This window comes from Thiovibrio frasassiensis (assembly GCF_029607905.1).
Taxonomy (GTDB): domain Bacteria; phylum Desulfobacterota; class Desulfobulbia; order Desulfobulbales; family Desulfurivibrionaceae; genus Thiovibrio; species Thiovibrio frasassiensis.
This window is the reverse complement of sequence record NZ_JAPHEH010000001.1, coordinates 115,915-129,863: the sequence shown is the minus strand read 5'-3', so window position 1 is coordinate 129,863 and position 13,949 is coordinate 115,915. Positions and strand designations below refer to the sequence as shown.

Annotated in this window: 13 protein-coding genes; 5 read left to right on the top strand and 8 right to left on the bottom strand. The window is 59.2% G+C overall.

What is annotated here, in order from left to right; all coding sequences use genetic code 11:
* Positions 1 to 327: 327 nt before the first annotated feature.
* On the top strand, positions 328 to 1,692 hold the full coding sequence (locus tag OLX77_RS00555) for a DUF1015 domain-containing protein (RefSeq protein ID WP_307631629.1): 1,365 nt from the start codon (positions 328 to 330) through the stop codon (positions 1,690 to 1,692).
* 9 nt (positions 1,693 to 1,701) lie between these two features.
* Complete coding sequence (locus tag OLX77_RS00550) at positions 1,702 to 2,436, top strand: tRNA1(Val) (adenine(37)-N6)-methyltransferase (RefSeq protein ID WP_307631628.1); 735 nt, start codon at positions 1,702 to 1,704, stop codon at positions 2,434 to 2,436.
* A 432-nt stretch (positions 2,437 to 2,868) separates the two neighbouring features.
* On the opposite strand, the gene OLX77_RS00545 is transcribed toward OLX77_RS00550, so the two are convergent.
* Complete coding sequence (locus tag OLX77_RS00545) at positions 2,869 to 4,617, bottom strand: YcaO-like family protein (protein WP_307631627.1); 1,749 nt, start codon at positions 4,615 to 4,617, stop codon at positions 2,869 to 2,871.
* A gap of 127 nt (positions 4,618 to 4,744) precedes the next feature.
* Positions 4,745 to 5,107 (bottom strand): diacylglycerol kinase, encoded by a 363-nt coding sequence (locus tag OLX77_RS00540; RefSeq protein WP_307631626.1) that lies wholly within the window; start codon positions 5,105 to 5,107, stop codon positions 4,745 to 4,747.
* Positions 5,108 to 5,285: 178 nt separating this feature from the next.
* Between OLX77_RS00540 and OLX77_RS00535 the strand changes: the two genes are divergently transcribed.
* Both OLX77_RS00535 and OLX77_RS00530 read left to right on the top strand, forming a co-directional pair.
* Positions 5,286 to 5,819, top strand: coding sequence for a hypothetical protein (locus OLX77_RS00535; protein WP_307631625.1), 534 nt, complete (start codon positions 5,286 to 5,288; stop codon positions 5,817 to 5,819).
* Positions 5,820 to 5,849: 30 nt separating this feature from the next.
* The gene (locus OLX77_RS00530; protein ID WP_307631624.1) at positions 5,850 to 6,032 is read left to right on the top strand and encodes a ferredoxin; all 183 of its coding nucleotides are present in this window, start codon (positions 5,850 to 5,852) and stop codon (positions 6,030 to 6,032) included.
* Between the two features lie 60 nt (positions 6,033 to 6,092).
* Here the strand turns inward: OLX77_RS00530 and OLX77_RS00525 are convergent, their stop codons facing one another.
* From OLX77_RS00525 to OLX77_RS00500, 6 genes are all read right to left on the bottom strand, one after another.
* Entirely contained in the window at positions 6,093 to 7,127 is a 1,035-nt protein-coding gene (locus tag OLX77_RS00525; protein WP_307631623.1) for a rod shape-determining protein, read from the bottom strand.
* Positions 7,128 to 7,221: 94 nt separating this feature from the next.
* Positions 7,222 to 7,545, bottom strand: coding sequence for a 2Fe-2S iron-sulfur cluster-binding protein (locus tag OLX77_RS00520; protein ID WP_307631622.1), 324 nt, complete (start codon positions 7,543 to 7,545; stop codon positions 7,222 to 7,224).
* A gap of 18 nt (positions 7,546 to 7,563) precedes the next feature.
* On the bottom strand, positions 7,564 to 8,385 hold the full coding sequence (locus OLX77_RS00515; protein WP_307631621.1) for a potassium channel family protein: 822 nt from the start codon (positions 8,383 to 8,385) through the stop codon (positions 7,564 to 7,566).
* Positions 8,382 to 9,794 carry a CDP-archaeol synthase gene (locus OLX77_RS00510; protein WP_307631620.1) on the bottom strand — a complete coding sequence of 471 codons (1,413 nt, stop codon included), beginning with the start codon at positions 9,792 to 9,794 and terminating at the stop codon, positions 8,382 to 8,384. Before OLX77_RS00510 ends, OLX77_RS00515 begins: the two co-directional genes overlap by 4 nt.
* A 6-nt stretch (positions 9,795 to 9,800) precedes the next feature.
* Positions 9,801 to 11,096, bottom strand: coding sequence for a radical SAM family protein (locus OLX77_RS00505; RefSeq protein ID WP_307631619.1), 1,296 nt, complete (start codon positions 11,094 to 11,096; stop codon positions 9,801 to 9,803).
* Positions 11,097 to 11,214: 118 nt separating this feature from the next.
* The gene (locus OLX77_RS00500) at positions 11,215 to 11,709 is read right to left on the bottom strand and encodes a ferritin family protein (protein ID WP_307631618.1); all 495 of its coding nucleotides are present in this window, start codon (positions 11,707 to 11,709) and stop codon (positions 11,215 to 11,217) included.
* A 296-nt stretch (positions 11,710 to 12,005) separates the two neighbouring features.
* Here OLX77_RS00500 and speA point away from each other — a divergent pair, with 296 nt between their 5' ends.
* A complete protein-coding gene (gene speA / locus OLX77_RS00495) occupies positions 12,006 to 13,949 on the top strand; it encodes a biosynthetic arginine decarboxylase (RefSeq protein ID WP_307631617.1) in 1,944 nt (647 codons plus the stop codon).

The window sequence follows — 13,949 nt, the reverse complement described above, 5'->3', positions numbered from 1 at the left end:
TGTAAAAGAAAGCGTACCGGGTACAATGTCCACTTGAAAAAGGGACGTTTTTTTACTATGTATTGATGGCGTCGCAAAAAGTCGCCAGTTACTGCGTTGCGCTGCATTATCTCGTCACTGCGGCGTACGTGTGTACGCCTCATTCCTCGAAATTTGCGCGCCTTGTCTCTGACGATTTTTGCTTAGCCATTCCCTATGTTAACGTAATGGCATTTTCTTGAAACATAGCTATTCCCCTATGGGAAGTCAACCGGTTCATGATTGCCGGGAGCATTTGCCGACAGGTGCGGACATTCGTCCGGCCTGTCCGGGCAAGGAGAAAGAACCATGGCTTTGATTGCGCCCTTTCGCGCCCTTCGTTACAACCCTGCCAAGATCCAGAACATGGAAGAGGTGGTCACCCCGCCCTATGACGTGATCAATAATGAGGCCCAGGCCGCCTTTGCCGCCAGGAATCCCTACAACATGATCCATCTGGATCTGAGCAAGAACGTCAACGCCGAGCAGTTGACCGAAAGCCGGTACCATCAGGCCAAGGAAACCTTTGCCAAGTGGCAGGAGGAAGGGGTGCTGGTCCGCGACAACGAGCCGACCATTTACGTGTATCATACCAATTACGGACTGCCCTCGGGCGAGCGGCGTACCCGCAAGGGGCTGCTCTGTCTGGTGCAGCTGGCCGAGTTTGCCGAGGGGATCGTCAAGCCCCACGAGAAGACCTTTTCCGGCGTCACCTCCGACCGGCTCAGCCTGCTGGACACCTGCCATGCCCAGTTCAGCCCGATCTTTTCCCTGTATCCCGATGCCCAGGGGCAGATCATGACCCTGCTGGAAGGGGCTTGCTCTCCGGAGCCGTTGGCCAGCGTCACCGATCACGACGGCTGCCTCCATACCATCTGGGGGGTGACTGACCCGGCGGTCCTGGCCCAGGTCCGCGCCCTGTTTACGGATAAATCGCTCTACATTGCCGACGGCCACCACCGCTATACCACCGCCCTCCAGTTCCGTACCCTGATGCGGGAGCGGCTGGGCGAGGTTGCCGCGGACAGCCCGTATAATCACACGATGATGTATCTCTGCGGCATGGAAGATCCCGGCCTTTCCGTGCTCCCCACCCACCGTTTGGTGCGGATGCCCGAGGCGGTAAAATTGATTGACCTGATGGCAAGGCTTGCGCAGAGCTTTTCCATCGAGGAGGTTATGGACGGCTCCCGCGAGACCCTGGTGACCGAGGTGCTCTCCCGCATGTCTGAGAACTCCGGGGCGGCCACGATGTTTGGCCTGTATCACCCCCAGGAGGACCGCTGTCTGCTCCTGACCCTGCGGGAGGGCGTGATCGACGAGGCGCTCGGCGCCAAACAGCCCGCAGCCTTGCGCGAACTGGATGTGGTGATCCTCTCCGACCTCATTATCGAGGGGCTGTTGCAGCTTGATCATGATCGCTGCGTCAAGGAAGGCTTGGTGGATTATTACAGCGATTCCGATACCGGCCTCGATGTCGCGGTGAAGGAGGGCGAGAGCCGGAGCGACCGCAGCCCGCTGCTGTTTCTCATGAACCCCACCCTGGTTTCCCAGGTCAAACGGGTGGCGGACGAGGGGCTGGTCATGCCGCACAAGTCCACCTATTTTTACCCGAAACTGCTCACCGGGCTCTTGCTCAATAAGATCGTGCCCCAAGAAAAAGTTCCTTACTGACCCCAGCCTATGGGTCTTGTCGAGGAACTCAGCGAAGAGCCTCTGTTCGGGGGCAGGCTGCGTTGTCTGCAGCCCCTGCAGGGGTATCGCTTTTCCGTCGATGCCGTGCTCCTGGCCCATTTCATCACCCCGCCACCTGGCGCCCGCATCCTTGACCTGGGCGGTGGTTGCGGCATCATCTCCCTGATCCTTTCCCACCGCCATCCAGATGCCAGCCTCGTCGCTCTTGAGGTGCAGCCGCGTCTGGCCGCACTCATTCGCGGCAATGTCTTGCTCAATGGTCTGGAAAACCGGATTACGGTGCTCGAAACCGATTGCCGCGAGATTGCTTCCCTTCTGCCCGAGAACAGCTTGGACTATGTGACGGCGAATCCCCCTTACTATCCGAGCGCAAGCGGCCGGTATAACCCGGAAAGCGAACGGGCAAGAGCCCGGCACGAGATCCTGGGCGGGATTGCGGAGATGGCCCGAGCCGCATCCTATGCCTTGAAAGCCGGGGGACGGGCGGCTTTTGTTTATCCGGCGGCGCGGGAGGAGATTCTGCTTGGGGTGTTGCGGGAAAACGGAATGACGCCGCAGCGATTGCAGCGGGTGTGTCCCTATCCCGGCGCGAAGGCTGGGTTGGTGTTGGTGGAGGCGGAGAAGGATGGGGGGGAGGGTTTGGCGGTGTTGCCGGAGTTTTTTATTTGCAAGGAGAAGGGTGGGGGGTATATGGCGGCGATGGCGGCGATGTATGCGGAGTGAGAGTGTGGTTTTTTCTTCTTTTGCGTGCCCAAAAGAAGAAACAAGAAAAAGGCACCCCAGCCAGTCCTGGCCCTGCGGGCTTCCCTCACTTCTCGACGAAGGCGGGACGCTAAAAAACTCGGGCTTTGCCCTCAAACAGTTTTAGCGTCTTTTTCCGCCCCCGTCTGCGAGGCTCGGCAGGACAAATGGGGGGAAATCCCATTGGCACGCAGCCGAGCACCGGAAAAGCTGCCGAAAAGGGAGGTTGCACTGTTTGAGGCGTAAGCCGAGTTTGCAACATCCCGGCAGCTTTGAGGAGCATAGGGCCTCCCGCCAAAGGCGGGACAAGGGACACAGGGGGCCTTTTCTTCGCCGCTACGCTGCTGGTTCGTTTCTTTGGGCAAGCAAAGAAATGAACATACCAATTTAAGCCTCTATTTTGTTGAATCCCCGTCAATTACCCGTGCTTAATTCCGCCAGATGGGTCCGTGCAAACTCGATGGACGGGTCCAGATCCAGGGCCAGCTCAAAATAGCGCCTGGCCTCGTCGTTGCTGCCGAGTCTGCGGTGGTTGACCCCCAGGTTGGCGTAGTCGATGGCCGAGGCCGGGTTCAGCTCCACCGCCCGGTGGAAATGGCTGATGGCCGTCTCGTATTCATTCCGTTTGAAATAGCAGAAACCCAGCAGGTTGTGGAGGTCCGGCCGTTCGTCGTCGTATTCTCTCCCCTTGTGCAGGGCAGCGATGGCCCGGTCATACTCTCCCAGATCCTTCAGGCAGTCGCCCAGATGGGAATAGATATAGGGGACATCCTCCTCCTCCGGGTTCAGGGTCAGCGCCCGTTCCAGATGGGATACCGCCGTAGCGAGGTCTCCCTGGGCCTGCATGTTCTTGCCGAGATAGTATTCGAGGAAATAGGCGTCCGGCAGGTATTGCTGCATCTTGAGGAGCTGGGCCAGCTGTTGGTCGAGATCCGCAATCCGCTCGGTCACCAGTTTGGCGGCAAAGAGGCCCACATTGTTGATCCGGGAACGTTCCCGGAAATGGCAGCCGGGGATGATGGAGTAGATCGCCGGCACCTGCAGCTTGTCGTGCATGGTATTGATCACCAGCACCTCAAGGCCGATGCGGGAGAGGGCCGCCAGGCAGCGCTCGATCTCGACCCGCATGTTGTTGTCGGCAAGCGTAGGCATGTCGTGGATGGAGATGGCCGCTTCCACATCGGTGAGGTAGCGCACCTCGTCCATGGAGAGGGGCTTGGGCAGACCGCTGGCCACGTAATTGGCCTGGGAGTTGAAATCCCCGGCCAGTTGCGCCACCTCGGTGATCGCCCGGATCAGGGCCTTTTCCGGGTCCGGGGTGGTGCCGGCGGTATAGACGATCTCGCTGCTGGCCGGGAAGGTGGAGCGGTCGATGGCCAGGGCCGCCACCGTAGGGATGCCGGTGTCCAGGGTGAAGTCGTTGAGGTAGAGCTCGATGTTGTTCTTGCTGAATTTGTCGAGCAGCTCGCGGGCCACCGGATCGGTGACGGTGGCCGGGTCGATGGCCGGGGTGGCGAGGTGGTGGTGGTTGACCAGGGAGCAGACATGCCGCTCCACCAGTTCGCTGATCCCCTGAAGGATCGCCTCCTCAAAGGTGTTGCCCGCAGAGGGTCCGTTGAACTCGTTGATCGCGTAAAACCAGCTGAAGGGCACCAGCAGCACCTCGCCGCTGCCCAGATTGGTAGCCCAGGTCCACTGGATGGGGATATCCTCGATGAGCCGCTCCAGGGTGGCGATGTCGGTATGCTCGTCATGGACCGAGAGCAGGAGGCGCACCAGGGGGAGCAGCGGCTGGCCGGATTGTTTGAGATTGGCGTAGGTGTCGGTGATGAAATTTTCTTCATTCTGCTTGAAGGAAAAAAAGCTGAAGCGTTCGGCCAGTTCCATGCAGGCGCTGGCCTGGGACTGCTCCGGCGAGCTGCCCTTGCCCATCTGTTTCTTGTTGCCGATCACCGCCTGGGCATCCTTGCCGCAGACGCTGAAATAAACCGGGATATCCAAGCGGCCGTTGTCGATGCGGCGCACCTCTTTGAGGATGTCCAGTTGTACCTCGACAAGCCGCGCCTTGAAGCGGTTCACCGTCTCCATCGGGGAGCAGACCTTGTCCTGGTCCAGGGTATACTGTTTGAAACAGTCGGCGGGGCGGATGGGCGCGTTGTTCATGGGGCTACCTGTATCTAATATCGTAAAAACAAGACAATATGCGGCAACGGAAGAGGGGGATTATTCCCGACCGGCGGAGCGTTGTCAAGAGGCAGAGGGTGTTGCCAGGGAGGATCTTCTGCCGCGGCTAGAAAAAAAGGACCAGAATCCAGACCACCCCCACGTTGGCCAGGGCGAGAAATACGGCGGCCGAGCCCATGTCCTTGGCCCGTCCGGACAGGGCGTGGTGTTCGCCGCCGAAACGGTCCACCACCGCCTCGATGGCGCTGTTGAGGATTTCGACGATCAGCACCAGAAAGAGGGTGCCGAGCAGCAGTCCTTTTTCGACGCCGGTCTCGCCAAGCCAGAGCCCGAAGGGCGCCAGGACAAGGCAGAGTCCAAGCTCCTGCTGAAAGGCCTTTTCGTGCTTCAAGGTGGCGGCGAGTCCTGCCATGGACCAGCCGAAGGCGTTGCGAATCCGGGTGAGACCTGCGCCGCTTTTTTTCTCCATGCTGTTTTCCTCGGGTAAAGCGGTGATTGTTATGGTTGGCCCCGGTGTGAGGTTCTCTTGCCGTAAGCCGCAAAAACTGTCACAATATAGCAGGGATCTTGAAAAAGTCCATCCCCGGCTTTTTGGTGGGGCATCCGGGAGTTTCGGGGAGAGCAAAAGATTACAAAGGAGAAAGCCCATGGCTGATTGCGAGATTTTTAAGGAAGTGGAGGATTTTTACCGCATCATCCCCCTGAAGATGCTGCGCCGCACCCCGGGGGTTTTGTTCGACAACGTGCCCATGTCCTGCCTGCCCCGGATCGATGCGATCGACCGGGTGCTGCACGACAAGAGCGCGGTTTCCCCCGGGCCGGTGGGCGAGGTGGTAAGGCCCTGGTACATGCATCCCCATCAGGCCGACAACCTCATCGTTCTCTACGGCACGCGCGAGGTGGACATCTATCTGCAGGCCTACGGGATGGAGAGCTTCACCGTCACCCCCCACCAGATCCTGCAAGGCGGCAAGGTGCTCCTTGACGAACCCGCCATGCTGGTCTGGCCCCGTTATGTGTTTCACCGCATCGTCAGCGGTCCGGAAGGCTCGGCCTCGCTTAATTTTGCCGTGCATTACGAGGGGCTCGACATGCGGACCAACTTCAATATTTATGATCTCGATACGGTCTCTGGCAAGTTTAGCGTGATCCGCGAGGGGTTCCGGGATCAGGGGAAATAGTTCGGCTCGCACCATAACAAGGAGAGAATCATGGCAGCGCCAACAGTGGATCAGGATCTGTGTATCGGGTGCGGGGTGTGCGCGGAGTTGTGCCCGGCGGTTTTTGAATTGCGGGATGATAAATCGTGGGTGATCGGGCCGGATCAGTGCCATACCTGCGATTGCGAAGAGGCCGTGGTCTCATGCCCGGTCAGCGCCATTGAGATCCGCTAGCGCCTGGTAGTTCTGCCCTCCGGCTTATTGATGCAGCGCTTCCGGCGCCATTTTCGCGCCTTATGCCGGGATGCAGGGCCAGGCGATATTCTCCCACCAGTTTTCTTTTCCCTTCCAGTACTCCAGGGTCTGGATCGCCCCGTTGATCACCGAGTGCATCGGGTCCGGCGCAATCCGCACCTCAAGGCCGGTGTGTTCCCCGATCAGCCTGTCCATCCCCAGGATACAGCTGCCGCCCCCGGTGAGACAGATGCCGGACTCCACGACCTCGCAAGAGATGTTTTCCGGAAGTTTTTTGAGCCCTGTTTCGATCATCTTGAGGATTTTTGCCAGCACCGGAGCCATGGCGTCGAGGATCTCCCGGTTGTATACGGCGATGCTCACCTCCCGGCGGCGGATGATATCCATCCCCAGCACCGGGATATTCCGGCCGGGCAAGTTGTTGCCCTGCGGCAAGGCGGCAATTTCGTGGGTCAATCGTTCGGTCTCCGCGTGGGCGGGGCAGACCTTGTGCCGGGAGATGATTGCGGAGCGTATCGCTTTCTGCAGGTCGCTGCAGGCCGTGCGAGTCGCGGTGGCAAAGGCCAGTTGTCCGTCGCGGATCACGGCCATGTCGGTGACGCCTTCGCCGATGTCGATGAGTATCTGGGCGGAGGGGAGGGTCACGTCGATTCCCGCGCCGATGGCCGCGGCCCAGACCTCCGGAATAATGGCCACCTGGGCGGCGCCTGCTTCCCGGACCGCCTTGGTGAGCAGTTTCCGTTCAAGCTCCGTGGTGTCGGTGGGGGCGCAGGTCAGGGAAACCGGGTGCCGCAGGCCGGTGCGCGTGCGTTTCAGCAGGGGTTTCAGCAGGGATACAGCACTGTGGATATCAACAATCACCCCGCCGCGCAACGGGGAGGATGTGAACTGGGGGTTGAGGTAGGAGAAGTAGTCGTCCGGAGCTTGAACTTCCTGATCCTGGCGGATGTGCTGGATCAGGGACGGCTCTTCGCGGAAGTCTTCTCCCTGGCCGGCGTACACTCTGGTGTTGGCCGTGCCGAGATCAATGGCGATGCTGGGTTGGCTCAGTATTTGCCGAAAGCATGAGAGCATGGTGTCATGTCCTGGAATGGTTGCGGTACGCAAACTTTGCCGTCAGGATACCGACTCTTTTTTGAAATGGCAAGTTGTTGTTTTTGCAGTGGAATCAAGCTGTGGATCGGGGGCGGTCGTCAAGCTCCTCTTCCAGGCCCGGCAGTTCGATGCTCACGTCCCGCAGGGCATGGCTCTGGCAGGAAAGCCGCCAGCCCGCTGCGATCAAACTCTCTCCGAGGCGGGCTATCTCCGCGGGCTTTACCGGGCTCAAGTGGGCAGCGCCCGCGATCACCCGGAACCGGCAGCGCCCGCACATGGCCTTGCCGCCGCAGAGCGTCTGGATGGGGATATTCTGCATCCGGTAGTTGTTGAGCAGGCTGAAGGCAGGGTTGACGCTGACGCTGACCCCGCGATTGACGATGCTGATTTCCGGCATGGGTTTCTCCTGGGCCGTTTATTCGTAGAAGGTGGCGGAGGCTTCCGGGTTGAAGGGGTTGGTGCGCACCGACAGGGAGTAGAGGTACGGATAGTGCTGCTTGAGGTAGAGCATGTAGCTGAGCCATTGGCCCACCAAGGAACCGTAGGCCCGGTTGATGTCGCCGGTCAGGTGTTTGCTGTCCGCTTGGGGGAGGTGGTCGAAGTTGGGGCGGAAGCCGAGTTCTTCGTTGAGATGGAACACCGCCTGCAGGTGTTCGGTGAAGTTTTCGTGCTCAAGGAGAATGGGATTTTCCAGCATGTTCACCAGCGTCCGCCTCTGTCCGGCAAGAAACCCCTGCAGTTCCGGAAGATCGATGCGTTCGAGCTGCACCTCAAAGGTACACTCCCGCAGCTTCTTGGTGGCCTGCAAAAATTGCTGGTCGCTCCAATTGATGGTGATGGCGAGGCCGGCACAGAATTGTTCGCGTTGCGGGTCCGCCTGGGCGCAGAGGGAAAGGAGCCTGGTGCCCACCTCGCTGAAATAGACGCCGATGATCAGATGCAGTTTTCGGTGACGGGCCTGGCTCTCGTGGCGGCTGAGCATAACCTCCGTGGCGTTGGCGACCACGCCGAGAAAGGTGCCCGTGCCCATGAGGATGAGGAGGACGGCAAGCATCTTGCCCGTCTGGGTAACCGGGTGGATATCGCCGTAGCCCACGGTGGTGATGGTGACGATGTTGAAATAGAAGGCATCACTCAGGGAGAGGTTTTCCGTATGCATGAATCCCACGGTGCCGAAGATCATGATCAGGAACAGACCGGCCAGGAAGAAGCGGAGTCGGGCGTAGAGAGGGCTCATGGGGTATCCTTTTTGAAGATTTGGCTGTGCAGGGTAAGCACGGCGATCTCGCCGGGGCAGTTGAAGCGCAGCGGCGCGCCGGAAGCACCCACCCCCCGGCTGGTGAAGCCTTGCATGGTTTGGTATTGCCAGCGACCCTTGGCGGTGAAGCGGGGAGCGCGGCTGTTGGTGTAAATGGGTGTTCCCGAAGGCAGGCAGATCTGGCCGCCGTGGGTGTGGCCGCAAAGGTAAAGAGCCGCTTGCTGGCGGGCCCCCTCCCGGTAGGCCTCGGGCGAGTGGGCGAGCAGAATGGCGCAGGCGCCGGGCGGCACTGTACTGAAGGCCTTGGCCGGTTCATGGGTTTTGTAGTAGTTGGGATCGTCGATCCCCACCAGCCAGAGGGACTCGCCCTCCCGTTCGATTCGGGTCGCATCGTTGACCAGCATCAGTATCCCCGCCTCCTCGAAATCCGGCACCATCTCGATGCAGTCATGGTTGCCCAGCACCCCGAAGATCCCGTGTTCTGCCCGGATATGCGGCAGAAGGCGGCGCAGCTCCCTGAGGCACGGGGCGATGGGGCCGTAAGTGTGCATGCGGATGTCGCCGCCGATCAGGCAGAGGTCGAAGCGCCGTCCCGCAAGGCGGGAGAGAATCTGGTCGACCAGGCCCGATAACCCGTCGAGATGCAGGTCGGTGAGCAGCAGGATGCGGAAGCCCTCGAAGGGTTCGGGCAGGGTGGGACAGACGATGGTTTGTTCGCTCAGCTCCGGCTGGAGGGCGTTGGCAACCCCCTGATTATAGCGGCCCAAAAGCCGGAAAACCGTGGAGACCAGGACCCGGTTGTAGAGCAGGGAGGAGAGGTTGAACAAGACATGCCAGCGCGCCAGGGGCTGATGGCAGGAGCGCCATTCTCGCAGCCGCACCGTGGAGCGGACAAAACGGGGATAGTTCTCCATGGGCGGTTTAAAGAGGACATATTTCCAAAACCTGGCCCCACCATGGGCCACCGGCACAAAGATGGCCAGGGCCAGGATCGGTTGCCAGAGAGGGGCTTCGAGGTGATTGCCGAGATAAAGGGCGGGAAGCCCGGCCTCGAAGATCTGGTCCAGCACGAAGACCGATTCGCCGCTGGTAAGATTCAGTCGCCGCTTGATGAAGCTTGAGAGCAGATCGCCGGTCATGAGCAGGGAGGCGGCCACCGCCGCCACCTGCCAGGAAACCCCCAGAAGCGGGAAGAACAAGGTCCCGCCGAGAAGGCTGGCCAGGATCCCCCGGATGGTTTTGTGGGGCCCGAACAACGGCTTGTTGTCGAACCAGGTTGCCCCGTGGTCCAAAGGGCGGGCCAAGCGGTCGCCCAGGGCCAGGCTGGCCAGGGGGGGGAGCAGGTTGCCCCAGAAGAGGAAGAAAAGGATCGTGATCGCGTCGGTCATCTGGCTTCAGCGCAGGGGCGGGTTGAAATAGCCGTAACGCAAGCGGGGAAAGCGCTTTTTCAGCTCCCGCAGCCAGGCCCGGATGCCCATGGGCGGGCCACCTTCCTCGAATTGCAGGGAGTCAAAGTACCAGTCCGGGTCCATGTTGAGGTTGCGCAGCTGGAGAAAATCGGGGCTGTATTCGCTGATCAGCTCGCAGAGGGCGGCAAACTCCGCCGGATCGTCGGTGAAACCGGGAAGGATGAAATAGTTGAGCGAGACAAAGCGGCCGTGCTGTTTCATGATCCGGATCGACTGTTTGACCGAATCGAAGGTGAAGCCCTTGGGCCGGTAATAGCGCTGGTGGTACACGGGCTGCGCGCTGTTCATGCTGACCCGCAGGCTGTCCAGCCCGGCATGGGCCAACCGGTCCACGGCGGCGGGCAGGGAGGCGTTGCTGTTCAGGTTGACGGTGCCCTTGTCGGTCTGTTTGCGGATCAGGAGGATGGCCTGTTCGATGGTGTCGGCCTGGAGCAGGGGTTCTCCCTCGCAGCCCTGGCCGAAGCTGGCCACTCCGCCCTTGACCGTTTTGAGATGGGGTACGGCGATCTCGGCGATCTCCTTGGGGGTGGGGACAAAATTGATCCGGTCCTGGGTGGAGGGGCAGCAGCCCGAGGGTTGGAGGGAGATGCAGCCGAGGCACTGGGCGTTGCATACCGGCGAGGTGGGCAGCGGCGCCTCGAATTTACGCAGGAAATAGTTGATCGCCGCCGGGCAGCGGTAGGTGAGGCAGCATTTGCCCAGATGCTGGATGAGCCGGTTCTGTTCATTCTGCCGCAGCCATTGTTCGGTGCGGTGTATGAGTTTTTCCGGCTGAAAACGGTTCATCTCCTGACGCTGGTCCGGGTCGCTGCGGAAGGCGCTGACCCAGAAGCGGCCGTCGAGCCAGCCCACCGCGGTATAAGCATAGAGGGGGAGATGGGGCAGGTCGGCTTTGCTCTTTTCAAAACCGGCCCAGTGGATGGCGGTATGGGCCGGGGACATGAAGGCGGCCACCGCCTGAAGACCGGCGTGCGGATCCAGGGGGTTTTCCGCGACCAGAAGGGGCTCGCCGGTTTCCGGGTCGATGCCCACCGGGTTGCGCCCCGGCATGACAAAGAGATCGCTGCCCTCGGGCAGGGGGATCAGGTCTTCAAGGTTGGGCCGGGAAAAATGGCCGCCGCTGCGCCCTGCCATGTCGAGCTCGGGATAATCCGTGATCTCGCCGGCTGCATTGGCAAAGACCAGGCTGGGGGTTCTGTCGGGGTGTCGGCTTGGGGTCATGGTCTGCGGTCAGGTCGTGAGATATTTGTGTTGTCCGTTGCTCTACGGATGATCGTACTCACAGTCGTATAATCCATGTCCGGATATTCGGCTATCTCTTTTGGCGGGCAACCATGGGTCAATCGTGCGCTCGAACCCCTTGCGTTTTGGCGTAGAGCTTTTCCGCCAATTCCTGATGTTCCTTGGTCTCTTGGGAGAGAAAAGTCATGACATTGCGGGCCTTTTTCGTTATCCCGAAAAAATGCAAGAAGACCTCTTTTTCGATCAGGCTTCGCTCCAGGTCAATGGTGCAGACCAGCGCCTGACGGGCGTTAAAGCCATCCGTTTCCGCCTGCTTGATTTTTTTCTCAATGCTCTGCACAAAGATTTCCAGCTGAGAGGGTTTGACGCGGCCTTGGCGGAAATGCACCACCTTCTTTTCGCTGGCGACATGGAGCTGTTGGATCCAGCCGGCATGTTTCTGCTCTTCCCTGGCCAGCTTGTGCCATAACTTTCCATACTCGGGAAATTTTTGGGCAAAGATCTGGTAGAGCGAGGCCAGCAGGGTTTCCTGCTTGAGCATCAGGTCGATGATTTTGTCTTGGTATGGTTTGAGTAGGTGTGCGGTTGTCATGCTCTGCTCTCTCCGACGGTTGCTTCAGGGGCATCGCTGCTGCCCATGGAGGAGTGCAACTTCCGGTAACGGTCGAGGTTGCTTGGGGAAATGTACGGCATGGAGAGCGATTCTGCGAGCCCAAAAAGCATACATTTATGTTGGCAGAGAGAGCGGGGCGGTGTCCAGTGAATTTTTTCCGTGGACAGGAGCGGTGCGGCCGGAGGATAATCAGGCAAAAACCTATTGAGTTTCTGCGATAATTGTGTATTTTGTCCCTCTTGATTTCAGTAACAATTTCCCATGGAGGATATCAGATGCAGCAGACAGCGGAAGCAACGGCCTGGAGTATCGACAAGGCCCGGGAGCTGTATGGTATTGCCCGTTGGGGATTGCGTTATTTTGACATCAACACCAAAGGGCAGGTGACCGTCGCGCCCCTTAAGGAGCAGGGCGGCACCATTGCCATTGTTGACGTGATCAAGGAGGCGGTTGAGCAGGGCCTCCACTTTCCCATGCTCATCCGGTTTCATGATCTGTTGCGCAACCGGGTGGAGCGGATCAACAAGGCTTTCAACGACGCGATTGTCGAGCTGGAATATAAATCCATCTATCGCGGCGTCTATCCCATTAAGGTCAATCAGCTGCGCGAGGTGGTCGAGGAGATCATCGATGCGGGCAAGCCCTTCCACCATGGCCTTGAGGTCGGCTCCAAGCCGGAGCTCTACGCGGCCCTCGCTTTCCACGAAGACCGGGAAAGCCTGATCATCTGCAACGGCTACAAGGATGCCCTCTATATCAAGACCGCGCTGCTCGGCCGTAAGCTGGGCAAGAAGATCGTCCTGGTGGTGGAGAAGGTCGAGGAAGTCACCAACATTATCCGCTACGCCAAGGAACTGAAAGTGGAGCCGATGATCGGCCTTAGGGTTCGCTTGATGAGCGGCGGCAAGGGCAAGTGGGAAAAATCCACCGGCGAGGACGCCAAGTTCGGTCTCTCTACCCAGGAGATTCTCCAGGTTTCCGATCTGCTCAAAGAGGCCGATCTTGCCGATTGCCTCAAGCTCGTGCATTTCCACAGCGGCTCCCAGATCCCGGATATTCTGACGATCAAGAAGGCGGTGCGGGAAGGGGCCATGTTCTATGCCAAGATCAAGCAGATCGGCCATGCCCTGGAATACATTGATGTGGGTGGGGGCTTGGGCGTGGATTACGACGGCAGCCGCACCACCTTCCATTCCTCCATCAACTATTCCCTGAACGAATACGCCCGGGACATCGTTTACAACATCATGGATGTCTGCGATTCCCAGGGGGTCGCGCATCCGGTGATCATTAGCGAATCGGGCCGGGCCGTGGTGGCGCATCATTCCGTATTGGTGGTTGAGACCTTCGGCGACATCAAGAAGATGGAGCATGCTCGGGAGCCCGCCAAGCCGGAGATCAGCCACAAACTGGTGGAAGAGGCATGGTACAATTACACCCATGTCAATCCCAGCAATCCGCTGGAGGCTTACCACGATGCCCAGCACAACAAAGAGGAGACCCAGGTCCATTTTGAGCTGGGTCTCATCGATCTGGAAGTGAAGGCGGAGGTGGAGAAGCTTTTCTGGCTCACCGGCGCCAGGGTGCTGGAGCATTTCGTGAATGCCGAGTACAAGCCCGATGAGATTGTCGAGCTGGAGAGCAAATTTTCCGACCAGTATCTCTGTAATTTCAGTGTGTTTCAGTCCCTGCTCGATCATTGGGGGTACGGCCAGCTTTTTCCGATCATGCCCCTGCACCGGCTGAACGAAGAACCCAAACGGAGGGGGACGCTGGCCGATATCACCTGCGATTCGGACGGCACGGTCTCAAAATTCATTAATCTTTACGAGGAAGGGGTCGATACCCTGCCGCTCCATGATCTCAACGGCAAGCCCTATTATCTCGGAATTTTTCTTACCGGCGCCTATCAGGACATCATGGGCGACCTGCACAACCTTTTCGGCCGGGTCAACGAAGCCCATGTCTTCCTCGATGAGGATGAGGATGCCGGGTATTACATCGAGGAGACCATTGAGGGTACCACCATGGAAAAGGTGCTGGGTCTGGTCCAGTACACCGGTACCGATCTGAAGCGGAAGATGAAGAGTCAGGTGGACAGCGCCATCAAGGAAGACAGGCTGCGGCCCAATGAGGCCATGCGGCTTTTGGGCGAGTATGAGAAGGGGTTGAAGGGCTATACCTATCTGGACCTGAAGAAGGTCCGAAAGAAGAGCTGA